The sequence below is a fragment of the Nocardioides sp. AE5 genome, assembly GCF_031844485.1.
Lineage (GTDB): Bacteria > Actinomycetota > Actinomycetes > Propionibacteriales > Nocardioidaceae > Nocardioides.
The window spans coordinates 23,081-46,336 of the sequence record NZ_JAUZVI010000008.1; the positions used below are offsets into that span (position 1 = coordinate 23,081).

A 23,256-nucleotide genomic window follows, 5' to 3' on the forward strand; every position below is an offset into this window, starting at 1 on the left:
GGGGTCCATTGTGCCCGGGGCGGTCCAACCGGCGGGCTCAGCCCTCGTCGGGCCCGGGGGAGTCCGTCGCGGCGGGGTGTGGGTTCATCGCCTGGGCCGCGGCGCCGGTGCGCACCACCCACTCGGGGTAGGGCACCTCGATGTCCTCGGCGTCGAAGCGCGACTTGATCCGCTGGCGCAACTCGCGCCCGATCGCCCACTGCTGCTGGGGCGCGGTCTTGACCGCGACCCGGATCAGCACGCCGTCGGCGCTGATCGACTGCACGCCCCAAACCTCGGGTTCCTCGATCATCTTGTCCCGGAAGGCGGGGTCCTCCCACAGTTCGTGGGCGACCTCGGCGAGCACGCGGCGTACCCGGACCAGGTCCTCGGTGTAGGCGACCGCGACGTCGAGCACGGTGCGGGCCCAGTTCTGGCTCATGTTGCCGACCCGGATCACTTCGCCGTTGCGGACGTACCAGACCGTGCCCTCGGTGTCGCGCAGTCGCGTCACCCGCAGCCCGACCGCCTCGACGGTGCCGCTGGCCTCGCCGACGTCGACGAAGTCGCCCACGCCGTACTGGTCCTCGAAGATCATGAAGATGCCGGAGAGGAAGTCGCGGACCAGTGCCTGGGCGCCGAAGCCGAGGGCGACACCGAGGATCCCGGCGCTGGCCAGCAACGGGCCGACGTTGTAGCCGAGCTCGGCGATCACCATCATCGCCACGATCGTGAAGATCACGCCGGTGGTGATGCTCTTCAGCAGCGAGCCCAGGGTGCGGGTGCGCTGCACGCGGCGGGTGTGCGTGTTCTCGTTGCGCTTCAGGGCGCTCCCGATCGGGGTGCTGCCCAGGCCCAGGCGGCTCACCTTGCCGCTGACCGGCTCCTCGGCATGGCGGACCATCCGGTCGATGACCCGGTGCAGGATCCAGCGCACCACCAGGCCGATCACGACCAGCACGGCGATGGCCGTGGGCTTGCCGATCACCCACTCGGCCACGTCTGCCGCGGTCTCGTTCCCGGTCCATTTCCACACCACCCGGCAGGAGACTGCCTGGTCGGGGGCGCACTGCGGATATTCCTTGACCGACTGGAGCAATGCAGACATGTGAGGGAGGCTACGGCGGACCCGGTCATCGGACAAAGCAGGAACCGATACCATGGCCTCCGTGACCACTTCGAAGCCCAACGTCGTACGCCGTTCCGCGCGCCTCGCTGCGTCCTCGGCGGTGCTCGCCCTCGCCGCCTCCGCGACCTTCCTGGCCGCGCCGGCCTCCGCCAACGTGCCCGAGGACTGGAGCAACCCGGACCCGGTCGACACCGCGCACGCGCTCATCGTCTACGTCGGCGCCCCGCTCGGGCTGATCCTGCTGATCACCCTGCTGGTGATGGCCCCGAGCCTGGCCCGCGGCGACCGCGGCAACGACAAGGGCGGTGCCGACAGCGAGTGGTTCGGCGGCCCGCGCAAGTCGAACGACGAGCTCGCCGCTCCCGACACCGAGGCGTCGCAGGCGGGTGGCGCAAGTGGCAAGTGGTGACTTCTTCAGCAACGCCGAGCGGCTCTCGATCGACACCACGATCCGCAAATCGGAGCAGCTGAGCCGTTTCGAGTTCTCCGTGTACGTCGGCACGGTGGAGGGCCCCTCGCGCCCGTTCGCGACCCGGCTGCACAACACGCTGGTCGCGCCGGCCAAGACCATCCTCATCCTGGTGGACCCGAACGCCCGGCTCCTCGAGATCGTCACCGGCGCCCAGGTGCGCCGCAAGGTCAGTGACGAGGAGATCGAGCTGACCGTCCTGGCGATGCAGTCGCAGTTCGCCGAGGGCAAGCTCGCCGAGGGCATCACCCAGGGCATCGTCCGGATCGCCGAGCACGCGCACGCTGCTGCCTGAGGCCCGTTCGTACGTTTCCCGCCCCTCCGGGCGGAATGATCACCGCCCTGCTGGAATCTCCAGCAGGGCGGTGATCATTTCGGTCATGAAGGGCGTCAACACGTGCCGCCTCGGCGCACTCAGCGTGCGTCGCGCTCCTGGGCGGCCAGGTAACGGGCCACGTCGGCGCGGCCCTCGACCACGTAGCGCCGGGCACCAGGGTTGACCTCGGCGCCCTCCAGCCAGGCGTCCACGGTGGCCAGCAGCTCCGGTGAGGCGAGCCAGCGCGGGAAGAGTGCCTCCATCGCGACCGACGCCTTGTGCGCACCCAGCACCGCCCACGCGTCGGTGGCCGCGGCCAGGTAGCGCTCGACGTACGGCGCCAGCAGGTCGTCCTGGCCGTGCTGTCCGAAGGCGAGCGCGATGCTCCGCTGCGTCTCGTTCGGCGTCGCGGCCTCCAGCATCGCGGCCTGGAACGCAGCCGCCTTGGCCTCGGCGTCCGGGCGGGCGGCCCGGGCAGCAGCAGCGTGCTCCTGACCGGAGATGGTGTTGTCCCGGGCCAGTTCAGCCGCGATCTCGGACTCCCCGAAGCGACCGGCCCGGGCCAGCGCGGTGACCAGGATCCAGCGCATGTCCTGGTCGACGGCCAGCCCGTCGTGGACCACGGAGCCGTCCAGCAGGCCGGCCACGACGCCCAGGGCCTCCTCGCCGTGGGCCGCTGCGGCCAGCGACCGGGCGAAGGTGAGCTGGTGGTCGCTGCCCGGCTCGGCGGAGGCGAGCAGCTCCTGCAGGCCCGCCTCCCACCGTGCGCGCAGTGCGTCGCGGTTGGCGGGCGCGGAGAGGCTGTTCACCGCCTGGGCGGCGTACGTCGGGATCCGGGCCACGCCCCAGGCGTCGGTCTCCGCGCCGATGTTGGCCAGCACCAGGTCGACGAAGTCGCTGGCGGCCATCTCGGCGTCGCGGGTCATGTCCCAGGCGGCACCCCAGCACAGGGCACGGGCCAGGGAGTCCTCCAGCGCGGAGAGGTCGGCGACCACGGTGGCCAGGGAGCGCTCGTCGAGGCGGATCTTGGCGTAGGCGTGGTCGTTGTCGTTGAGCAGCAGCAGGTCGGGCTGGCGCCGGCCGACGGCCTCGGCGATCTCGGTGGACTCGCCCTCGACGTCGACCTCCAGGTAGTCTTGGCGGACCAGCGTGCCGTCGACCTTGTTGTAGAACCCGATCCCGACCCGGTGCCGGCGCAGGGTCGGCCAGTCCGGGTGGGCGCTCTGCTCGATCCGCAGGGCGGTGTAGTTGCCGTCGGCGTCGAGCTCGAAGACGGGGCGCAGGGTGTTCACCCCGGCGGTCTGCAGCCACTCGGCCGCCCACCCCTTCAGCTCCCGGCCCGAGGCCTTCTCGAGCGCGGAGAGCAGGTCGGAGAACTCGGAGTTCGCGTAGGCGTGGTCCTTGAAGTATTGCCGGATCCCGGCCACGAACGGCTCCAGGCCGACCCAGGCCACCAGTTGCTTGAGCACCGAGGCGCCCTTGGCATAGGTGATCATGTCGAAGTTGACCTCGACCGCCTCGAGGTCGTGGTTGTCCGCGGCGATCGGGTGGGTGCTGGGCAACTGGTCGGCCCGGTAGCCGGTCTGCTTGCGGGCGTTGGCGAACCCGGTCCACGCGTCGGTGAACTCGGTGGCCTCGGCCTCGCACCAATAGCAGGCCCACTCAGCGAACGACTCGTTGAGCCACAGGTCGTCCCACCACTTCATGGTGACCAGGTCGCCGAACCACATGTGCGCCATCTCGTGGGTGATCACCGAGGCGCGGAACTCGTAGAACGAGCGCGGCTGGCGCGAGCGCGGCAGGTATTCGTCACGCAGCGTCACGCAGCCGGCGTTCTCCATCGCGCCCATGTTGTATTCGGGGACGTAGAGCTGGTCGTACTTCTCGAACGGGTAGGGGAAGTCGAACTGCTCCTCGAAGAACGCGAAGCTCTGCCGGGTCAGCTTGACCAGCTCCTCGCGGTCCAGGTGCGCCACCAGCGACTGGCGGCAGTAGTGGCCCAGCGGGATCGTGCCGAACTTGCCCTCGTAGGTGTCGAAGACACCGTGGTACTCACCGGCCACGATCGCGGTGATGTAGGTCGACATCCGCTTCGTGGTGGGGAAGTTCCACACCGCGTTGCCGTTGCCGAGGTCGACCGGCTCGGGAGTGGGCGCGTTCGAGACGACCTTCCAGTGTGCGGGAGCGGTCACGTTGAAGGTGAACACCGACTTGAGGTCGGGCTGCTCGAAGGTGGTGAAGACGCGGCGGGCGTCGGGCACCTCGAACTGGGAGTAGAGGTAGACCCGGTCGTCGGCCGGGTCGACGAAGCGGTGCAGGCCCTCTCCGGAGTGGGAGTAGGTGCAGTCCGCGCGGACCACCAGTTGGTTCTCCGCGGCCAGGCCGTCGAGCTGGATCCGGCTGTCGGCGTACGCCGTGGCGGGGTCGAGGGCGACCCCGTTGAGGGTGATCTCGTGGACGGTCGCGTCGACCAGGTCGGCGAAGGTGCTGGCACCGGGTTCGGTGCAGGTGAATCTCAGGGTGGTGGTCGAGGCAAAGGTGGTGCTCGACGTGGTCAGGTCGAGGTCCACGGTGTAGGACTCGACGGAGAGCAGGGCGGCGCGGGTCTGCGCCTCTTCACGGGTCAGGTTGGTTCCGGGCATGCCCTGCATCATGTCACTGCCCGCCCAAGCCGCTCGCTCACCCACTGTTCATCCAACCCTGTTTCGATGTCGGGGTGAATCCACAGGGGCGTTCGGTCCGCGAGGTCGTCGGTGTCTTCCTTCGGCTGGGCACGGTCGCGTTCGGTGGTCCGGTTGCGCACATGGCGATGATGCGTGAGGAACTGGTCCGGCGCCGTGGCTGGGTCGACGACGCCCGGTTCGTGGACCTGGTCGGGGCCACCAACCTGATCCCCGGCCCCAACTCCACCGAGCTGGCGATCCACCTCGGCCACGAGCGCGCGGGCTGGCGCGGCCTGGTCCTGGGCGGCGCGGCGTTCATCCTGCCGGCCGCACTGATGGTCACCGGCCTGGCCTGGCTCTACGTCGAGCACGGCTCCGCTCCTGCCTTCACCGGGATCCTGTACGGCGTCGTCCCCGTCGTGCTCGGGATCATCGGGCACGCCCTGGTCGGGCTGCTGCCCACCGTGGTCAAGTCGCCGGCGCTGGCCGGGCTCGGGGTGCTCGCGCTGGCGACGTACCTGGCCGGCGTCAACGAGCTGGCGGTGCTCTTCGGCGGTGCCGCACTGGCGGCGCTTGCCCACGCCGTACGCCGTGCCGCTACGGCCGGCCCGGCCGTGCTGGCCGCACCGCTGGTGGCCACCGCAGACACCGCGACCCTGACCCAGCTGTTCGCCACGATGCTCAAGATCGGGGCGGTGCTCTACGGCAGCGGCTACGTGCTGCTCACGTTCCTGCGCGGCGACTTCGTGGAGCGGCTGGGCTGGATCACCGAGCAGCAGCTCTATGACGCGATCTCGATCGGTCAGGTGACTCCCGGCCCGGTCTTCACCACCGCCACCTTCGTCGGCTACCTGGTCGCCGGCTGGGGCGGTGCGTTCCTGGCCACGGTGGCGATCTTCCTGCCCTCGTTCATCTTCGTCGGGCTGCTCACCCGGTTGGCCGGCTGGCTGCGGAGCCGGGACTGGACGTCGGTGCTGCTGGACGGTCTCAACGTCACCGCCTTTGCGTTGATGGCAGGGGTGAGTTGGCATCTGGGTCGGCAGGCGCTTGTCGATCCGTGGACGGTCGTGCTGGCGCTCGCGACCCTGGCCGCTTTGCACTGGACGAAGGTCAACAGCGCCTGGCTGATCGGTGCCGGTGCCCTGCTTGGACTCCTGATCCACGGGTAGGCGGGGGCGCCTGGGCGCGTTGGCGCCAGTGGTTGACTGGTCCCATGACCAAGACCACCGCCGACTTCTGGTTCGACCCGCTCTGTCCGTTCGCCTGGCTGACCTCCCGCTGGATCCTCGAGGTCGAGAAGGTCCGTGACATCGAGGTGTCGTGGCACGTGATGAGCCTGGCCTACCTCAACCAGGACAAGGACATCCCCGAGGACTACCGCAAGATGCTCGAACCTGCCTGGGGGCCGGTGCGGGTCTGCATCGCGGCCGAGCAGGCGCACGGCAACGAGGTGCTGCTCCCGCTCTACACCGCGATGGGCAACCAGATCCACCTGGAGAAGAAGGACCTCGACCGGGCGATGGTCGTCGCCGCGCTGGAGACCGCGGGCCTGCCGACCGACCTGGCCGATGCGATGGAGTCCACCGAGTACGACGAGGCGCTGAAGGCCTCCCACCACGCCGGGATGGACCAGGTCGGCGAGGAGGTCGGCACCCCGGTGATCGCGATCGAGGGGACCGCCTTCTTCGGCCCGGTGATCACCAGCATCCCGCGGGGCGAGGAAGCCGGGAAGCTCTGGGACGCCGCCGTCGGACTCGCTGCGTTCCCCAACTTCTTCGAGCTGAAGCGGACCCGCACCGGGGAACTCGACTTCAGCTGACCCCGGCGCCGCCCAGTGCGGTCCGTCGGCTCACGAGCTGCTGGCGGCGGCGGTGGTGGTCGCGATCATCACCGCCGTGGTCGCCGCCTGGGCGGCCGAGATCGCGTCGCGGACGGCCTTCGCTGCCCAGTCACCCTCGGCGATCTCCTTGGCGCGTGCCTTCACCTGGCGGGCCGGCAGGCCCTGGTTGTCGAGCACCTTGTGCGCCCGGTCGGCGGCATGGAGCAGGGATACCAGGGCAGCGGTGTGCTGGGTCGGGGTCACCCCGTGCAGCAGTGCGGCGGCCAGGTGGCGGCGTACCTCGTCCTCGTGGGAGGAGTCGACGGTCGGCCACCGCTTGGTCGGGAAGATGCCGAGGAACCTGCCCTCTTCGAGGCGGATGATCCCGCGCTCGGCCAGCCGAGCCAGCAGCGCGTCCTTCAGGCCCTTGCCGAGCCGATTGACCAGGTCCTGGGCGGTGCGCTCCCGCTCCGCCACGACTCCGAGCGCACCGGTCAGCAGCGGGTCCCCGGGCGGGGTGGCCCCGGGCAGCACGTGCACCTTGGCCCGCGACCACGTGCCGCCCTTGCGCACCTCGAGCAACTCCCCGGCAGCCAACTCGGTGAGCATGGCACCGCCCAGCAGGGGGTCGATCCAGGTCGCGTCCAGCTTCCCGGTCTCGTCGTCGAGCAGGAGCAACAGCAGGTCCTCGGCGAGCAGCATCGTCATGCCTCCTAGGATCACACCATGAGCAAAGTCTTGTCCTCCGTCGCCTGGCCCTATGCCAACGGTCCCCGCCACATCGGCCACGTCGCCGGCTTCGGGGTGCCCTCCGACGTCTTCAGCCGCTACATGCGGATGGCGGGCCACGACGTGCTCATGGTCTCCGGCACCGACGAGCACGGTACGCCGATCCTGATCGCCGCCGACGAGGCCGGGCTGAGCCCGCAGGAGCTGGCCGACAAGAACCACCGCCTGATCGCCGAGGACTTGGTCGCCCTCGGCATCTCCTACGACCTCTACACCCGCACCACCACCCGCAACCACCACCAGGTGGTCCAGGAGATGTTCCTGGGCGTCTACGAGAACGGCTACTTCGTCGAGCAGACGACGTACGGCGCGATCTCGCCGTCGACCGGGCGCACCCTGCCCGACCGCTACATCGAGGGCACCTGCCCGATCTGTGGTGCGGACGGCGCCCGCGGCGACCAGTGCGACAACTGCGGCAACCAGCTCGACCCGCACGACCTGGTCAACCCGCGGTCGAAGATCAACGGCGAGACGCCCGAGTTCATCGAGACCCAGCACTTCTTCCTCGACCTGCCCGCCCTGGCCGAGGCGCTCACCGCGTGGCTCGACGAGCGGGAGGCGTCGGGCACCTGGCGGCCGAACGTGATCCGGTTCAGCCAGAACATCCTCAAGGAGATCCGCCCGCGCGCGATGACCCGCGACATCGACTGGGGGATCGCAGTCCCGCTGGAGGGCTGGGTCGACAACCCGTCGAAGAAGCTCTACGTCTGGTTCGACGCGGTGATCGGCTATCTCTCGGCCAGCATCGAATGGGCCCGCCGCAGCGGCGACCCGGAGGCATGGCGCGCCTGGTGGAACGACCCCGAGGCACTGTCCTACTACTTCATGGGCAAGGACAACATCACCTTCCACTCCCAGATCTGGCCCGCGGAGTTGCTGGCCTATTCCGGCAAGGGCGACAAGGGCGGGAGCCCGCGTGAGTACGGCGTACTCAACCTGCCCACCGAGGTGGTCTCGAGCGAGTTCCTGACCATGGAGGGCAAGAAGTTCTCCTCCTCCAAGCGGGTGGTGATCTATGTCCGCGACCTGCTCTCGCGCTACCAGCCCGACGCGTTCCGCTACTTCGTCGCCGCGGCCGGCCCGGAGAACCAGGACGCCGACTTCACCTGGTCGGAGTTCGTACGCCGCACCAACGACGAACTGGTCGCCGGCTGGGGCAACCTGGTCAGCCGCACCGCCACCCTGGTCGCGAAGAACTTCGGCGAGATCCCGCCCGCCGGCGAGCTCACCGAGGCCGACGCCACGATCCTGGCCCGGGTCGAGGACGCGTTCACCACGGTCGGCGACCTGATCGGCTCGCACCGGCAGAAGGCCGCGATCGGCGAGGCGATGAAGGTCGTCGCGGACGTGAACAAGTACGTCACCGATGCCGAGCCGTGGAAGCTCAAGGGTGACGAGGTGCGGGACCCGCTGGCCACCGTGCTGCACGTGATGACCCAGTGCGTCGCTGACCTCAACGTGATGCTCAGCCCGTTCCTCCCGTTCTCGGCCAACGCCGTCGACGCGGCGCTCGGCGGGGCCGGCGACGTGCAGCCGATGCCGGCGCTGGAGGAGGCCACCGACCTGGACGACCCGACCCGCGCCTATCCGATCATCACCGGCGACTACACCGGGGCACGCGCCTGGGGCCGCACCCCGATCGTGGTCGGCACCCCGGTCAGCAAGCCGGCGCCGGTCTTCACCAAGCTCGACACGGCCGTGGTCGACGAGGAGCTCGACCGCCTCGGCGACTGAGCTTCGCCTGGCTGCCGGTCGAGGGTTATCCACAGGCGGCGAATCGGGGCTTCCTCCCGCTCGGCGAGCACCGTAGTTTCGGTGGCGAGGACGTTGGGCGATGAGGCAAGATGGAGGGCATGTACATGTCGGCTGAAGTGATCACGACCCTGGGCAGCATGCTCGGGATGTTGATGACGGTGGTCGGTGGGTTCGCGTGGATGATCCAGCGCACCGATCGGCTCCGCGACGACATGCACGCACAGTTCGCGAAGGTCGATGCCCAGTTCGCCAAGACCCACGAACGAATTGATCGGGTGAGGTCTGAAATCCAGGCGGAGCTGGCCGAGGTCAAGGCAGAAGTGACAGCGGTCAAGATCGCCGTCGCCCGCCTGGAAGGCCCCCATCCTCGCCTGATCGTCGACTCGCGCTGATCACACGGGGCCTGCTCAGCGGAGCATGATCGCCCCGCCGTCGACCATCAGGGTCTGCCCGGTCATGTAGTCGGCGTCCCCGCTGGCCAGGAAGACCGCCACCGGCGCGATGTCGTCGTACGGGTCACCCAGGCGACGCATCGGGTTGGTGTTGTTCAGCGCCTCCTCCTGCTCCGGGTGGGCGGCGATGAACGCGTCGACGCCCTCGGTGCGGGCCAGGGGCGAGATCAGGTTCACGTTGATGCCGTCGCGGGCCCACTCGTTGGCGGCCACCCGGCTGATCCCGCGCACGGCCTCCTTCGCGGCGGCATAGGCGCCCTGGGTCGGGTTGCCGCGCAGGCCGGCACCGGAGGCGAAGTTGATGATGGTGCCGCGTGACTCCTTCAGGTGCGGGTGCGCCTCGCGCATCAACCAGAAGACCGGCCAGAAGCCGGTGCCCAGGGAGAGTTCCCACATCTCGGGCGTGGTCTCCAGCAGCGGCGCCTGGCGGGAGGCGTGGGCGTTGTTGACCAGCACGTCCAGCCGTCCGTACGCCGCCACTGCGGCCTCGACGATCCGGGAGGCGTTGGCCTCGACGGAGAGGTCCGCGGCCAGGAAGGTGACCGCCTCGCCGAGGTCGGCGGCCAGGGTGGCCCCGGCAGCCTCGTCGACGTCGACCACGAGCACCCGCGCCCCCTGGCCGACGTACGCCGTGGTGATGGCGCGGCCGATGCCCTTCGCGCCGCCGGTGACGATGGCGACCTTGCCCTCGAGCCTCATCTGGGTCCTCCGTCCGCGGGGACCCGGGTGGTCCCACCTGGTGCGCAGGTTAGGGGAGACGCCGCCGGATCCGGGACGCCAAGCGCCGCTCAGCGGGACAACTGGTCCTCCAGGTAGCGGGGCTGGGAGACATAGAGGCCGAGCAGCAACTGCGGCACGGCCAGGGCGAGCAGCAGCGCCAGGGGCCAGGTCCAGCCGCCGGTCGCGTCGTACGTCGCCCCCACCGCGAACGGGCCGAGCGCTGCCACCAGGTAGCCCGCCGACTGGGTCCACCCGGACAGCGCGGCGGTGCCCTCGGTGGTGCGCGCACGCAGCGGGATCAGGCTCAGGATCAACGGGAAGGTGCAGGCGCCGATGCCGACCAGCAGTGCGCAGGGCACGGCCAGCGCATGGGGCGCCACCATCAGGCCGACATAGCCCAGTGGATAGCAGGCCATCACCGCCAGCAGCACTGGCCGCTGATCCTCGCGCGCGGCCGCAGCCCGGGGGATCCACAGCGAGAGCGGGATGCTGATCCCGGCGACCAGGCCGACCAGTGCCCCGGCGACCGTGGGGGAGAAGCCGCTGTCGCGCCACAACTGGGCGAACCAGCCGAAGATCGAGTACGCCGCGATCGACTGCAACCCGAAGAAGACCGCCAGGGCGACCCCCAGCCGGGTCCGGGCCACCGCCCACAGCGAGATCGTCGTGCTCGGCGGGCCGACGTGCCGGTCGTGGGCGGCGAAGGCCACCCAGACCAGCGCAGCGGCCAGGGCCAGTGCTGCCCAGATCCCCAGCCCGAAGCGCCACCCCCCGTGCGCCTCGGCGATCGGGACGGTGAGCAGCAGGGCCGCGGTCAGCCCGATCGCCATCGCCGTCGTGTAGAGCGCGGTGGCCATCCCGACCCGGTCACCGAAGTGGAGCTTGACCAGGGAGGGGAGCAGCACGTTGGCGGTGGCCATCCCGGCCAGGGCGAGCAGGGAGAGGGCCAGGAAGGGCAGCGAGGTGTCTACTCCTGCACGCAGGGCCAGCCCGATGGCGACCGCGACCAGCGAGGCGAGGGTGGTCTGGTGGATGCCGACGGTGCGGGCCAGCCACGGGGCGAGCGCCCCGAATCCGGCGAAGGCGATCACCGGCAGCGAGGTGAGCACGCCGGCCAGGGTGTGGGACATGCCGAGCCCGTCGGTGGTCTCGGCCAGCACCGGCCCGACACTGACCGCGGCCGGGCGCAGGTTGAGGGCCAGCACGACCAGGGCCAGCAGCACCATGCGCCGACCGGCCAGTGAACCGGGTGTCGGGCCTGTTGCTGTCGGGGCCGCGGCGAGGGGCGGCGTACTGGGCTGGTCCACGGATGCAGCGTAGGCACCGCGCCGCGGGCGGCGGCAGCGGGGTTTGCCGGATCGGTGTTTGTTCCCCGCCGGGGCGTGGCAGGCTGCACTCCATGACCGCCGCCATGTACGTGCCCCAGTTCTTCGTGCGCCAGAAGCTCACCATGATGGTGAACCGCTATGACATCACCATGGCCAACCCGGACGGCTCGGAAGGACAACTGCTCGCCTTCGCCCAGCAGAAGCGGTTCGCCTTCAAGGAGGAGGTCACCTTCTTCTCCGACGAGTCCCGGACCCATGCCGTCTTCGGGTTCAAGGCACGCAAGAAGCTGGACCTCAATGCCGGCTATGACGTCACCGATGAATACGGCCAGCCGATCGGCTACTTCAAGAAGGAGTTCGGGGCCAGCCTGATGCGCTCCACCTTCCGCATCGAGGGCCCCGGCTATGCCGGGCTCGGCCACGAGCGCAGCCAACTCGTCGCCGTGCTGCGCCGGTTCAGTGACGTGCCGTTCCTCCGCTTCCACTTCGACTTCCACGACGACGCCGGCAACCTGCTCATGTCCAGCGACCGCAAGGCGTCCCTGCGCGACAAGTACACCGTCACCGTGCCCGACCAGCGGGTCGACTTCCGGGTCGCCGCGGCGATGGCGGTCGGCCTCGACGCGCTGATGGCCCGCTGAGGCGCGGCATGCTCCATCCCCAGGCCCGGCGGGCGGTCGAGGCCCGCGCCGGCGAGATGCCCGTCCACCACCCGGCGTACGACGTCGATGCGGCGCGTGCCGAGGCGCAGGCGGTGGCCGCTGCCGCCCCGCGCGAGGAGGTCGCCCGGGTCAGCGACATCGACGCCGGCGGGGTCCCGGCGCGGCTCTACCGCCCCGAGGGGGCCGGGGACGGGATCGTCGTCCACTTCCACGGCGGCGGCTTCGTCTTCAACGACGTCGAGGTGCACGACGCCATCTGCCGGGCCTTCGCCAACCGGCTGGGCCTGGCCGTCCTCTCGGTCGACTACCGCCGCCCGCCCGAGGCGCGGTTTCCGGCCGCGGTCGAGGACGTCGACGCCGTGCTGGCCTGGCTGGCGACCAGCGAGTTCGCCGACGTGCCGACGTACGCCCACGGCGACAGCGCCGGCGGCAACCTGGCCCTGGTCGCCGCCCTGCGCCACCCCGGGCGGTTCACCGCACTCGCGCTGGTCTATCCGTTCCTCGACCCGACCATGTCGTTCCCCAGTTACCAGGCCTCCGGCACCGGCTTCGACCCCGAGGAGGCTGCCTGGTACTGGCGCCAGTACGCCGCCACCGAGGCAGACCTGCACGACCCTGACTTGGCCCCGCTGCTCTCGCCGGCACTGGACACGCTGCCGCCGACGCTGGTGGTCAGCGCCGAGCACGACCCGTTGCGCGACGAGGCCGAGCACCTGGCGCAACGCCTGGCCGACCTGGGCGTGCAGGTGGTGGCGACCCGCTACCTGGGCCAGGTGCATGGGTTCTGGCGGCACCCGGACGTCTTCGACGCGGCCGAGCCGCTGCTGCGCCAGGTGGCGGGGTTCCTGCTCAGCCACCACGCCTGAGAAGGCGTCCATGGAACGCGTGACAGAATCTGCGCCATGCGCGTTCACCTCGGCTCCGACCATGCCGGCCTCGAACTGAAGGACCACCTGCTCAACTGGCTCATCGAGCACGGCTACGAGGTGGTGGACCACGGTCCGTTCGTCTACGACGCCCTCGATGACTACCCGGTCTTCTGCCTGCGGGCCGCGCAGGGTGTTGCCGCCGAGCGGGCCGAGGGCCTGGACAGCCTCGGCGTGGTGATCGGTGGGTCCGGCAACGGGGAGCAGATCGCGGCCAACAAGGTCGCCGGCATCCGCTCGGCACTGGTCTGGTCGGAGGAGACGGCGACTCTGGCCCGCGAGCACAACGACGCCAACGTGGTCTCGGTCGGCGGGCGGATGCACACCCTGGACGAGATGACCCGCTTCGTCGAGGTCTTCCTCGCCACGCCGTTCCCCGGCGACGAGCGCCACGCACGCCGGATCGGCCAGTTGACGACGTACGAGACCACCGGGGAACTGCCCCCGCTGCCCGAGTCCGCCCTGCAGGGCGCCGCGACCGACGACGATCCGGATGCCTGAGGGGCACACCCTCCGACGCCTCGCGATCGACCTGGACGAGGCCTTCGCAGGCCGCCCGGTGCGGGTGCAGAGCCCGACCGGCCGCTTCGCCGCCGACGCGGCCCACCTGGACGGATCGGTCCTGGTCGGCGCCGACGCCGCGGGCAAGCACCTCTTCGTGGAGTTCCCCGGCGAGCGGTTCATCCACATCCACCTCGGGCTGATCGGCAAGTTCGACCTGGTCACCGGCGCTGCCCAGGTGCCGGAACCGGTGGGCCAGGTCCGGCTGCGGATCTTCACCGCCGACGGAGCCGGTACGCCGTCGGGCGCGGCGTACGCCGACCTGCGTGGCGCCACCCGGTGCGACCTGGTGGGCCTGGCCCGGCGTGACGAGGTGATCGCCTCGCTGGGGCCGGACCCGTTGCGCCCGGACAGTGACCCGGAGCGGGCCTGGCGCCGGATCTCGCGCAGTGACCGGAGCATCGGCGATCTGCTGATGGACCAGTCCGTGCTGGCCGGCGTGGGCAACGTCTACCGCGCCGAGGTGCTCTTCCGGCACCGGATGCATCCGCTGCGGCCGGGGCGCACGCTGCGGCGCAGCCAGTTCATGGCGATCTGGGACGACCTGGTCGTGTTGATGGCCGACGGCGTCCGGGTGAACCGGATCGACACGGTGCGGCCCGAGCACACCCCCGAGGCGATGGGGCGCGAACCGCGGCGCGACGACCACGGGGGCGAGGTCTACGTCTACCGCCGCACCGGGCAGCCCTGCCATGTGTGTGGTGCCACGGTGCGCACCGAGGCGCTGGCCGGGCGCAATTCGTTCTGGTGCCCGCGGTGTCAGCCCACCTTCCGCTCGCGGGCCCTACAGTGAGCCCACGAACCAGTCGAGCCAGCGCAGGAGGGAGTGCCATGGCCAGGCCACGCTCCAGCGCGGTGCGCCGGCTCCGCCGTCGGGTGCAGGCATGGCGCCGCCGGGCCCTGGGCGGGGGCGGGTTGGTCCTCCTCTCCCTGGTCGGCCTGACCGTGCTGCTGTGCATCCTCTACGCGGTGGCCCCGGACTTCTGGCCGCTGACCCTGCTCGTGCTGCCGATGGTGCTGGGCAGTGTCTTCCTCGGCCCGCGGATGTTGCCGTGGTTCGTGATCTTCGTGCTGGGCGTGCTGGCCTTCGCGGTCACCCGACAGAGCCCGCTGACGCCGCGGATCATCGTCGGCGTCCTGGTCCTCTTCCTGCTCGGCTTCATCATCCTGGTCACCTCGTTCCGCCGTTCGCGGCTCGGCGTGGCCGGGGTGCAGGGGGAGTCGATGCTGGTGGACCTGCGTGACCGGATCCTCAGCCAGGGACGCCTCCCGGAGTTGCCGGCGGGTTGGTTCGCCGAGTCCGCGCTCCGCTCCGCGGGGGGTACGCCGTTCGCCGGCGACTTCACGGTCGCCTCGCTGTGCCCGCTGGAGAACCGCCTGGACCTGGTCGTCGTCGACGTCTCCGGTAAGGGGGAGGAGGCCGGCACCCGGGCGCTGATGCTCTCCGGCGCCTTCGGCGGACTGCTCGGTGCGCTGCCGGCCGAGGAGTTCCTGCCCGCGGCGAATTCCTACCTGCTGCGCCAGGAGTGGGAGGAGGGGTTCGCCACCGCGATCCACCTCAACATCCACCTCGACACCGGTGAGTTCGTGCTCCGCTCGGCCGGGCACCCGCCGGCCGTGCAGTTGCTCGCCGGCTCGGGTCGCTGGACGGTGCACGAGTCGGAGGGGCCGATCCTGGGCCTGATCGAGGATGCCGACTTCGTCGAGGTCCGCTCGGTGCTGCGCCCCGGGGATGCCGTGCTGCTCTACACCGACGGGCTGGTGGAGACGCCGACCCGCGAGTTGAGCATGGGCATCGACAAGCTCCAGGGCCAGGGTGAACGGGAGATCCTGGGCGGCTTCGACGGCTACACCCAGCGGTTGATCGACCGCCTCGGCTCGCCGCAGGACGACCGCGCGCTGGTGCTCCTGCACCGCCGCTGAGCGGTCGCCGGGCCGGTGCCCTGATTGGTCCGCATTCGGCGCGGTGTGGCACCATGTCACCGCACAAATCAGTGCGCGCGGATGTAGCTCAATGGTAGAGCCTCAGTCTTCCAAACTGATTACGCGGGTTCGATTCCCGTCATCCGCTCTCAAGTGTCGTCCAGGCCGGTCCCCGCGACCGGGCAGGCGGCCCTTGGCGGGGCGTAGCGTAGTGGCTAGCGCGCCTGCTTTGGGAGCAGGAGATCGCAGGTTCGAGTCCTGTCGCCCCGACGGATCCCTGCCCCGCACCATCCCATGAACCCTGAGGAGAAACCTGTGAAGAGCGCCGTCGAGACCTTGAGCCCGACCCGGGCCAAGCTGACCGTCGAGGTGCCCTTCGAGGAGCTCAAGCCGAGCCTCGACGCGGCGTACAAGAAGATTGCCCAGCAGATCAACGTGCCCGGCTTCCGCCGTGGCAAGGTCCCGCCGATGGTGATCGACCGCCAGGTCGGCCGCGGCGTGGTCCTCGACGAGGCGATCAACCAGACCCTCCCGGAGAAGTACGTCGCTGCGCTCCAGGAGCACGAGCTCACCCCGCTGGCCCAGCCCGACATCGAGGTGACCAAGCTCGAGGACAACGAGCTGCTGGAGTTCACCGCCGAGGTGGACGTCAAGCCCGACTACGAGCTGCCCGACTACGACGGCATCGAGGCATCGGTGGACGACGTCGAGGTGACCGACGCCGACGTCGAGGAGCAGGTCCAGGCGCTGCGTGAGCGGTTCGGCACCCTGAAGGCCGTGGAGCGCCCGGCCGCCGACGGCGACTACGTCACCATCGACCTGAAGGCCAGCCAGGATGGCGAGGTCGTCGACGGCGCCGAGGCTGCTGGCATGTCCTACCAGGTCGGTCGCGGCGGCATGCTCGACGGTCTCGACGAGGCCCTGACCGGCCTGTCGGCCGGCGAGTCGAAGACCTTCTCCTCCGAGCTGGTCGGTGGCGACCTGGTCGGCCAGGCCGTCGAGGTCGAGGTCACCGTCAACGAGGTCCAGGAGCAGGAGCTGCCGGAGTTCGACGACGACTTCGCCCAGCTGGCCTCCGAGTTCGACACCGCCGAGGAGTTCTCCGCCGACCTGCGCGAGCGCCTGGGTCGCGGCAAGCGCCTCGAGCAGGCTGCGGCCGCCCGTGACGCCGTGCTCGAGGTCATCCTCGACAAGGTCTCCATCCCGCTGCCCGAGACCCTGGTCACCGAGGAGCTCAACTCGCGCCGGCAGAACATCGAGCAGCAGTTGATGATGGCCGGCATGACGATGGAGAAGTACCTCGAGGACGAGGGCCAGACCATCGAGGAGTTCGAGGCCGACCTGGAGCGCCGGGTCCGCGACGCGATCGCCGCCCAGTTCATCCTCGACGACATCGCCAAGAAGGAGGAGTTCGGCATCGACCAGGCCGAGCTCTCCGAGCACCTCGTGCGGCGCGCCCAGCAGTCCGGCCAGGACCCGCAGGAGTTCGCGAACCACATGTTCGAGCACAACCACATCCCCGAGCTGGTCCAGGAGATCCTGCGCGGCAAGGCGCTGTCGACCATCGTCGAGGCGGCCGTCGTCAAGGACGCCAGCGGCAACGTGGTGGAGCTGAAGAACCTGCGCCCCGACGGCACCATCGGTGAGCCCGAGGCTGAGGCTGCTAGTGAGGGCGAGGCCGAGGCAGCGAGCGAGGGCGACGACGCCTGAGCGTTGATCAACCAGAGTGAAGCCTTTCCGGCACCAGGTGCCGGAAAGGCTTCACTGTTTCCAAGGCCCGGGCGCAACTGAGCAGGTATCACCCGCGAACTTCTGGGTAGGCTCGCGTCGCGCTGTCCACCCGGGGCGGCCGGCCAGAGGAGGTGTCGATGTCGCGACCCGAACACGACCGCGCCTGGATGCCGCCCACTCCCAGCGCGAAGCCGGAGGCTGCCGCGGAGACCCTGGACGGCTATGCGGACCTGGTCGAGATCGGGCGCGGCGGCGACAGCGTGGTCTATCGGGCGCGGCAGGTCTCCCTCGACCGGCAGGTCGCGATCAAGGTGCTGCTGGTCGATGACGAGGAGACCGTGGCCAGGTTCCGTCGCGAGATCGCGATCACCGTCGACCTGGGTCGCCAGCATCCCAACATCATGACCGTGCTGGCCACCGGCACCACGGCGAGTGGGCGGCCGGCGATCGTGATGGACCTCTACGAGGCCGGCTCCCTGGACCACCGGCTCCGCGAGGTCGGGCCGATCCCGGCTGCCGAGGTGGTGGCGATCGGGTGCGTCCTGGCCGACGCGCTGCAGTTCGCCCACGATCACGGAGTGCTGCACCGGGACGTGAAACCGCAGAACGTGATGGTGCTGCCCACCTCGTGGGTGCTTGCCGACTTCGGCATCGCCCGGCTCGCGGACTCGGAGCACACTGCCTCGGCAGAGCGGTTCACCGTCCGCCACGCCTCACCGCAGATCCTCGACGGCCATCCGCCGACCGCGGCCGATGACATCTGGTCACTCGGCTCGACGCTGTTCACGCTGCTGGACGGACGTACGCCGTTCGCGGCCAGCGATCCGGCCGATGACACGGTGCTCGCCTACCTGCGTCGGGCGCGCTCCGAGCCGCACCGCCGGATCGAGGTGACGGCCGACAACGAGGGCCTGGTCCGGGTGATCGACCGCGCCCTGGCCAAGGACCCGGCCGAGCGCTGGCCCAGCGCCGCGGCCATGCTGGAGGCACTGGAGCAACAGCGGGTCGCGGTCAACGCCTGGGCGCCGGAGGCGACGGGTGTCCGGGCGGGCAGCGACACCGCTCCGCGACCTGCTGCCACGCAGCCCAGTGGGAGCGACGACTCGCCCCAGCTGGACCCGGTTCCGGTGGCGCTCTCCGTCCTTGCCCACGACCGGGCCACTCCGGCCGTCGACGACGAGCCGACCGGCCTCGTGTCGGGCGGGCAGCGCCCGGTGCAGGACCGGGGCACCGACGGTGGCGGCGACGCCGACGGTGCGTCCGGGCCGGGCGAGGAGGAGTCCCGCGGACGCGTCCGGACCGCCCTGGTCCTCGGCGTGGTCGCGCTCTGCGTCGGCGTGACCATGGGCGTGCTGGGCGGTTGGCTACGCGGCGGCGACGAGCCCGTGAACGGTCCGGCCGGTAGCAGCGGCCAACCGTCGGGTGAGATCCCGACGCTCTCCACACCCCCGACCATTGCGGGGCAGATGCAGCCGATGGTCCCCGACGACTCGATCCGCCCGGTGATCCGGTCGGTCACCGGGGCCGGCACCAGCGCCACCATCGAGTGGGTGGACAGGTCCAAGGGCAAGGCCACCTTCGTGATCGCCCAGGTCGCCCCCGAGGAGCGGTTCATCGCCCAGGTCGATCCCGGCGTCACCACCTTCACCGTCGAGGGAGCCGACCCCAACGCGGAGCGGATCTGCTACGTGGTCAGTGCCGTGGTCAACGGACACGTGGGCACCTCGAAGCACCAGTGCTGGTTCCCCAACGCCTGAGGCCAAGGCATCGCCCGGTTCAGCGGCGCAACGGTCGGGGATCCAAGGACCACCACCAGCGCCGCCACCACGGCACCCGGGACCGCGCGGCACGGCGTACGTCGGCGACTTCTGCCGGCCAGCTGTCCTCGACCGGGGTGCCGGCCGGCGCATAGGCCGCCCGCTCGGCACGCTCAGCGATCACGCCCGCCGCGGGTGTCCCCAGCACGGCCTCGGCCCGGAGCGCCACGTCGGTCGCGGAGTCCCCGGTGCGCAACGGGATCCCGGCCAGCACGAAGGCATCGAGAACCTCGGCCCAGGCTCCGCGCGCTCCACGGCGTCGGTGGCGCAGGCGGCGTACGGCGCGCAGCAGCCACAGCACGCAGAGCGGAGCCAGGACCAAGGCGGCCAGTCCCACCGCCAGCAACAAGGTCCTGTCGGTGCTGCCGGCCGGCGCCGCGGCCGGGTCCTCCCCGGAGTCCGCACCACCGGGCTGGTGGGGGTCGAGCTGCTCGGGCACGCTCGGGTCGTCGGAGGGCTGCTGGGTGGGTGTGGTCGTCTCCCGGGGCGGATCGTCCACGTCCTCGTGGGCGAACGTCGGGTCGTCGGGGAGGGGGGAGAACGGCACCCAGCCGAGGCCCTCGAAATAGACCTCCGGCCAGGCCATCGCATCCTCGCCGTGCACGATCCGGCTGCCGTCCGGTTGGGCGGTGCCGGGCCGGAAGCCGACCACGACCCGGGTCGGCAGGCCGCTCTGCCGGGCGATGACGGCGAATGCGGTGGCGAACTGTTCCGAACCGCCGACCTGGCCGCCGGGCTGGTCGGTGCTGCCCAGGAGGAACCGCTCGATGCGCCAGTACGCCGAGCCCGAGATCGCGGTGGGTGAATAGTCGCGGTCGCCGCGCACGGCCGCCTCGACGGCCAGTGCGCGGTCATAGGCCGTGGCCGCCCCGCGGGTCGCCTCGGCGGCGTACTCGGCCAGCGCGTAGGGCAGGTCCGGCACGGCGAGGTAGTCGGCGAAGCGTCCGGTGACGGGCACCGACGCGGCACTCAACTGGGCGCGCGTGGGGGCATCGACCCGACCGGTGACGGTGTAGGTGAACCCTTCGGGCCGCCCGGGCAGGTAGACGGTCCCGGTCGTCGGGTCGGCCAGCGCCTCGGGGGAGGAGAGGTGCTCGGGCGCACCGGGCACCGGCAGCCAGGGGCCGGTCAGGTCCAGCAACTCGATGCGGTGGGTGAACTCCTCCTGGCGGATGCCGGCCGGTGGGCCGGAGGAGTACGCCGAGCCCAGCCGGGCGAACCGGGTGGCCGAGGACCAATGGACCCCGTCGAAGTCGGTGAGGGTGACCAGGCGCAGGGGGGCCTCGGGTCCGGTGACCCGGATGATCTCCCGTTGTGGGTTGGCACTCCAGGCACCCAGTTGCGGCATCGGGTTGGCCGCCGTGACCTGGACCAGCGGCGAACGGACCACGCTGCGCGGGTCGAAGGCATTGGAGACCGGGACCGCGGCCGTGAAGGCCACCGCCCCCACCGCGAGCGCGGCAACCGGGCCCAGCACCCCGATCCGGGTGCGAGCCGTGGACGCGTGGTCGTCGAGCAGCACCCAGCCCGCCAGCGACACGACCACGAGCGCCGCGCTGAGCAGGCCGTACGGGTCCGAGGAACCCGAGGTCAACAGGAGCCCCGCCACATGGAGCACCGCGGCACCGGCCACCGGGGCCACCCGTCCGCGCTTGTCCAGCCGGAGTCCGACCAGGAGGCCCACCACGCCACAGAGCAGGACCGGTGCCGCCAGCAGGTCCGCGCGGACCGCCAGCGGTTGGGGCTCGGTCAGCAGCATCGGGATGGCATCGGTCACGGTCCGGACCAGCGGGGTCCCGGCCCGGGCGGAGAGCAGGTAGCCGAGCAGGACCAGCAGCAGGGCGAGCACGGAGGCGGAGGCCCAGCGCGAGACCCCCAGGCGGAGCACCCCACGCAGCACCAGCAATGGCACGACGGCAGCCGCGGCCAGGGCCAGGGCCGGCAGGAGTGCCGACCAGGCCCGGGCCGGGCCCAGGGAGCCGAGCACCAGCAGGGCGCAGGCCCAGGCGCCGACAGCGATCGCATTGCGATTCATCGGGCCACCGTCCGTTCCCAGGCCGAGGCCAGGTCGGCCGAGCTCCGACCGCGCAGCAGGGTCGTCGAGGCGCGCGACTCCACGGTCACGGTGGGCGTCGGATCGAGGACCAGCAGGGTGGTGGACAGCGCCGGGGCTCCGGCCAGGGTGACCTCGGCCAGGTCGGCCGCGGCGCCGGTGACGACCAGGAGGACGTCGAGGTCGCGGGTGCCCAGGTCGGCCAGCGCCGGGTCGTCGTGGAGCTGGACCTCGGCCAGCAGCCACTCCAGTTCCCGGGCGTCGGGCGAGGGGTGGCCGGCGTGGCTGCCGGGCACGTCGATCTCGTGGCGCCCGCTGGCGGTGCGCAGTCGCAGCGGGCTCCCGGCGGTGATCGCCGCGCGGCACAGTGCGTCGGCCACCTCGACGCACTCCTCGAACCAGTCGGCGTCGCGGTGGCTGCTGGCCCGGTCGTCGAGGAGGACGAAGACGTGCGGCTCGGACGGATCGGCGTCCTCGCGGACCATCAGCGTGCCGGTGCGGGCGCTGCTCGGCCAGTGCAGCCGGCGCAGGTCGTCACCGACGGTGTATTCGTGGAGCCCGACCAGGTCCGTGCCGCCGAACTCGAGGCTGTTGCCGGTTGCGTTCACCGCCCGTCGGTGCCCGGGGGCGAGCCCGGCGATCGGGATCCGTCGGGGCAGCACCCGCACCTGGACCACGTCCCCGGCCGGTTGCAGGGTGGTGGCCATCCCGCTCAGCCCGGTACGCCGGACCTGGACGGGACCGACGTCGACCAGGCCACGGCGGTTGGTGGGGATGTCGTAGTCGACCCGGGTTCCCGCCTCACCGTCGTGCTCGCGCAGCCGGACCGGGACCAGGCGCCCGTCGACCTGGTCGGCGGCATCGGTGTGGACCAGTCCGCCGCGACGCCGCCCAGCCAGGTGGAGGCTTCCGCAGCAGGGTTCGTTGCGGGTGACGACCTCGGGCGAGACCACACGGCGTACGCCGAGGGCAGGGGCATGGTGGATCGCGACGAGTTCCGCCACGACCAGCACGACCAGCACCGTGCCCAGCCCGATCAGGACCGGATAACGCCAGCCGATCCCGGCCGCGGTGAGCAGCAGGCCCGAGGGCAGGACCCACCTCCCTCGCGCGGTCAGTGCCGTGAGCGCGCCCATCGCTCAGCCCTGGTCGGGCTGGGGCGGTTCGACGGTGTCGAGTACGTCGTCGAGCACCGACTCCGGGGTGTGGCCGGCCAGGATCGCCTCCCGGGTCAGCACGATCCGGTGGGCCAGCACTGGCCGGGCCAGTCGCTGGACGTCGTTGGGGATCACGTAGTGGCGGCCCTGCGCGGCGGCGTACACCTGCAGGCACCGGACCAGGGCTCGCAACCCGCGGGTGCTGGCGCCCAGGCGCACCCGGGGCTCCTTGCGGGTGGCATCACCGACCTCGCGGACATAGCGCAGCAACGGGTCGGCCACGTGCAGGTGGCGCAGCCGCTGGATTCGCCCGGCGACCTCGTCGGGGGAGGTGACCGCGGCGACGTCGGCGATCTCGCCGGCGTGGCTGCCCGGGCGGAGTACGTCGATCTCGTGCTCGACGTCCGGATAGCCCAGGGCGGTGCGGATCAGGAACCGGTCCAGTTGCGCCTCCGGGAGCCGATAGGTGCCGTCGAGATCGATCGGGTTCTGGGTGGCGATCACGACGAACGGTTCGGGCACCCGGTGTCCCTGGCCGTCCACGGTGACGGTGCGCTCCTCCATCACCTCCAGCAGCGCCGACTGGGTCTTCGCGGCGGCACGGTTGATCTCGTCGGCGAGGACCACGTTCGCGAAGACCGGACCGGGCCGGAACCGGACCGCACCGTCGCGTGGGTCGAAGACGGTGGTACCGGTGACGTCGCCGGGCAGCAGGTCGGGGGTGAACTGGATCCGGCGCACCGTGCCGCCCATCGCCTGGGCGGTGGCGCGGGCAAGTGTTGTCTTCCCGGTGCCGGGCACGTCCTCGAGGAGCACGTGTCCGCCGGTGAAGGTGGCGACCAGGACCAGGTCGATGATCGCCCGCTTGCCGTGGACCGCACCCTCGATCGCATCCCCCGCGCGGCGGTGCAGTTCCCGGAAGTCCGCGATGTCGCGCTCGGTCGGTGGTGCTGCCGGTCCGCCCGGGGGCTCCGGAGGGACGGGGCGGGAGGCGGTGGTGGTCACGT

The 23,256-nt window shown here is 70.9% G+C and carries 21 protein-coding genes and 2 tRNA genes; 15 read left to right on the forward strand and 8 right to left on the reverse strand.

What is annotated here, in order from left to right; all coding sequences use genetic code 11:
- Positions 1–37: 37 nt before the first annotated feature.
- Positions 38–1,087, reverse strand: a complete 1,050-nt coding sequence (locus Q9R27_RS12425) for a mechanosensitive ion channel family protein (RefSeq protein WP_311252703.1) — start codon at positions 1,085–1,087, stop codon at positions 38–40.
- A 61-nt stretch (positions 1,088–1,148) separates the two neighbouring features.
- On the opposite strand from Q9R27_RS12425, the gene Q9R27_RS12430 reads away from it, so the two are divergent.
- On the forward strand, positions 1,149–1,517 hold the full coding sequence (locus tag Q9R27_RS12430) for a hypothetical protein (RefSeq protein ID WP_311252704.1): 369 nt from the start codon (positions 1,149–1,151) through the stop codon (positions 1,515–1,517).
- A complete protein-coding gene (locus tag Q9R27_RS12435) occupies positions 1,495–1,872 on the forward strand; it encodes a DUF5130 family protein (RefSeq protein WP_311252705.1) in 378 nt (125 codons plus the stop codon). The genes Q9R27_RS12430 and Q9R27_RS12435 overlap by 23 nt, the downstream gene beginning before the upstream one ends.
- A gap of 119 nt (positions 1,873–1,991) precedes the next feature.
- On the opposite strand, the gene pepN is transcribed toward Q9R27_RS12435, so the two are convergent.
- A complete protein-coding gene (gene pepN / locus Q9R27_RS12440) occupies positions 1,992–4,535 on the reverse strand; it encodes an aminopeptidase N (protein WP_311252706.1) in 2,544 nt (847 codons plus the stop codon).
- A 74-nt stretch (positions 4,536–4,609) separates the two neighbouring features.
- On the opposite strand from pepN, the gene chrA reads away from it, so the two are divergent.
- Together chrA and Q9R27_RS12450 are read left to right on the forward strand one after the other, a co-directional pair.
- The gene (gene chrA / locus Q9R27_RS12445) at positions 4,610–5,725 is read left to right on the forward strand and encodes a chromate efflux transporter (RefSeq protein WP_311252707.1); all 1,116 of its coding nucleotides are present in this window, start codon (positions 4,610–4,612) and stop codon (positions 5,723–5,725) included.
- Between the two features lie 44 nt (positions 5,726–5,769).
- On the forward strand, positions 5,770–6,375 hold the full coding sequence (locus Q9R27_RS12450) for a DsbA family protein (protein WP_311252708.1): 606 nt from the start codon (positions 5,770–5,772) through the stop codon (positions 6,373–6,375).
- Positions 6,376–6,405: 30 nt separating this feature from the next.
- On the opposite strand, the gene Q9R27_RS12455 is transcribed toward Q9R27_RS12450, so the two are convergent.
- Complete coding sequence (locus tag Q9R27_RS12455; RefSeq protein ID WP_311252709.1) at positions 6,406–7,083, reverse strand: GPP34 family phosphoprotein; 678 nt, start codon at positions 7,081–7,083, stop codon at positions 6,406–6,408.
- Between the two features lie 18 nt (positions 7,084–7,101).
- Here Q9R27_RS12455 and metG point away from each other — a divergent pair, with 18 nt between their 5' ends.
- Both metG and Q9R27_RS12465 read left to right on the forward strand, forming a co-directional pair.
- Positions 7,102–8,898, forward strand: a complete 1,797-nt coding sequence (gene metG, locus Q9R27_RS12460; protein WP_311252710.1) for a methionine--tRNA ligase — start codon at positions 7,102–7,104, stop codon at positions 8,896–8,898.
- A gap of 119 nt (positions 8,899–9,017) precedes the next feature.
- Complete coding sequence (locus tag Q9R27_RS12465) at positions 9,018–9,311, forward strand: hypothetical protein (protein ID WP_311252711.1); 294 nt, start codon at positions 9,018–9,020, stop codon at positions 9,309–9,311.
- A gap of 15 nt (positions 9,312–9,326) precedes the next feature.
- Here Q9R27_RS12465 and Q9R27_RS12470 read toward each other — a convergent pair whose 3' ends face one another.
- Positions 9,327–10,070, reverse strand: a complete 744-nt coding sequence (locus Q9R27_RS12470) for an SDR family oxidoreductase (RefSeq protein ID WP_311252712.1) — start codon at positions 10,068–10,070, stop codon at positions 9,327–9,329.
- Between the two features lie 89 nt (positions 10,071–10,159).
- The gene (locus Q9R27_RS12475) at positions 10,160–11,398 is read right to left on the reverse strand and encodes an MFS transporter (RefSeq protein WP_311252713.1); all 1,239 of its coding nucleotides are present in this window, start codon (positions 11,396–11,398) and stop codon (positions 10,160–10,162) included.
- Positions 11,399–11,490: 92 nt separating this feature from the next.
- On the opposite strand from Q9R27_RS12475, the gene Q9R27_RS12480 reads away from it, so the two are divergent.
- From Q9R27_RS12480 to Q9R27_RS12520, 9 genes are all read left to right on the forward strand, one after another.
- A complete protein-coding gene (locus tag Q9R27_RS12480; protein ID WP_311252714.1) occupies positions 11,491–12,060 on the forward strand; it encodes a hypothetical protein in 570 nt (189 codons plus the stop codon).
- A gap of 8 nt (positions 12,061–12,068) precedes the next feature.
- Complete coding sequence (locus Q9R27_RS12485; RefSeq protein ID WP_311252715.1) at positions 12,069–12,947, forward strand: alpha/beta hydrolase; 879 nt, start codon at positions 12,069–12,071, stop codon at positions 12,945–12,947.
- A 36-nt stretch (positions 12,948–12,983) separates the two neighbouring features.
- A complete protein-coding gene (locus Q9R27_RS12490) occupies positions 12,984–13,508 on the forward strand; it encodes a ribose-5-phosphate isomerase (protein WP_311252716.1) in 525 nt (174 codons plus the stop codon).
- Positions 13,501–14,361, forward strand: coding sequence for a zinc finger domain-containing protein (locus tag Q9R27_RS12495; RefSeq protein WP_311252717.1), 861 nt, complete (start codon positions 13,501–13,503; stop codon positions 14,359–14,361). The genes Q9R27_RS12490 and Q9R27_RS12495 overlap by 8 nt, the downstream gene beginning before the upstream one ends.
- A gap of 38 nt (positions 14,362–14,399) precedes the next feature.
- Entirely contained in the window at positions 14,400–15,491 is a 1,092-nt protein-coding gene (locus tag Q9R27_RS12500) for a PP2C family protein-serine/threonine phosphatase (RefSeq protein WP_311252718.1), read from the forward strand.
- Positions 15,492–15,568: 77 nt separating this feature from the next.
- Positions 15,569–15,639, forward strand: a tRNA-Gly gene (locus Q9R27_RS12505).
- 49 nt (positions 15,640–15,688) lie between these two features.
- Positions 15,689–15,761 (forward strand) — tRNA-Pro (locus Q9R27_RS12510).
- A 45-nt stretch (positions 15,762–15,806) separates the two neighbouring features.
- Positions 15,807–17,201, forward strand: a complete 1,395-nt coding sequence (gene tig, locus Q9R27_RS12515; protein ID WP_311252719.1) for a trigger factor — start codon at positions 15,807–15,809, stop codon at positions 17,199–17,201.
- A gap of 158 nt (positions 17,202–17,359) precedes the next feature.
- Positions 17,360–18,979, forward strand: a complete 1,620-nt coding sequence (locus Q9R27_RS12520) for a serine/threonine-protein kinase (protein ID WP_311252720.1) — start codon at positions 17,360–17,362, stop codon at positions 18,977–18,979.
- A 19-nt stretch (positions 18,980–18,998) separates the two neighbouring features.
- Here the strand turns inward: Q9R27_RS12520 and Q9R27_RS12525 are convergent, their stop codons facing one another.
- From Q9R27_RS12525 to Q9R27_RS12535, 3 genes are read right to left on the reverse strand one after another with little or no spacing between them, the layout of a single operon-like run.
- Complete coding sequence (locus Q9R27_RS12525) at positions 18,999–21,074, reverse strand: transglutaminaseTgpA domain-containing protein (RefSeq protein WP_311252721.1); 2,076 nt, start codon at positions 21,072–21,074, stop codon at positions 18,999–19,001.
- On the reverse strand, positions 21,071–22,228 hold the full coding sequence (locus tag Q9R27_RS12530) for a DUF58 domain-containing protein (protein WP_311252722.1): 1,158 nt from the start codon (positions 22,226–22,228) through the stop codon (positions 21,071–21,073). The genes Q9R27_RS12525 and Q9R27_RS12530 overlap by 4 nt, the downstream gene beginning before the upstream one ends.
- Positions 22,229–22,231: 3 nt before the next feature.
- On the reverse strand, positions 22,232–23,254 hold the full coding sequence (locus tag Q9R27_RS12535) for a MoxR family ATPase (protein ID WP_311252723.1): 1,023 nt from the start codon (positions 23,252–23,254) through the stop codon (positions 22,232–22,234).
- Positions 23,255–23,256: the final 2 nt, after the last annotated feature.